The sequence below is a fragment of the Gardnerella sp. CCPDSM genome, from assembly GCF_056754715.1.
Map to the genome: position 1 here is coordinate 1 of NZ_JBQEQO010000049.1, position 614 is coordinate 614.

The following is a 614-nucleotide window of genomic DNA, read 5'->3' on the forward strand; positions in this document are numbered from 1 at the left end:
GAGTGTGCGATTTTCTGCTCGAGTGTAAGCTTCATAAGCTCCTTGGTAGGCGGACTCATATCCTTGAATCCCTGTCCGAACGGAACCACGGTAAACCCCATGTTTTCAAGGTTTTGCACCATTTGCACCGCACCCCAACGGTCGAAAGCAATCTCACGAATATTGAAACGTTCACCTAAAGTTTCGATGAATTTTTCAATAAACCCATAGTGAACAACGTTTCCTTCCGTGGTCTTAATAAACCCTTGTTTTTCCCACACGTCATAAGGCACATGATCTCGTTTCACGCGCAAACTCAAGGTTTCTTCAGGCACCCAAAAATAAGGTAGGATACGAAACTTATCCGACTCATCTTCTGGTGGAAAGACCAAAACAAAGGAGGTAAGGTCGGTGGTGCTTGAAAGGTCAAGACCCCCGTAGCAGACCCTGCCCTCGAGTTCTTCCTCGTTCACCTGAAAACCGCAAGCATCCCATTTTTCCATCGGCATCCAACGAATAGACTGTTTCACCCACTGGTTAAGACGAAGCTGACGGAAAGCATTCTCTTCACCAGGATTTTGCCGAGCTGACTCGAAAGCAGCCTTAACTTTCTCCATTTGAACCGTCACCCCAAG

The 614-nt window shown here is 46.9% G+C and carries 1 protein-coding gene; it reads right to left on the minus strand.

Annotation, left to right across the window (positions count from 1 at the left end; translation table 11 throughout):
• On the minus strand, window positions 1-596 hold a 596-nt coding region (locus tag ACTJLE_RS06435), incomplete at its 3' end, for a terminase TerL endonuclease subunit (protein WP_481267902.1).
• Between the last annotated feature and the right edge of the window lie 18 nt (window positions 597-614).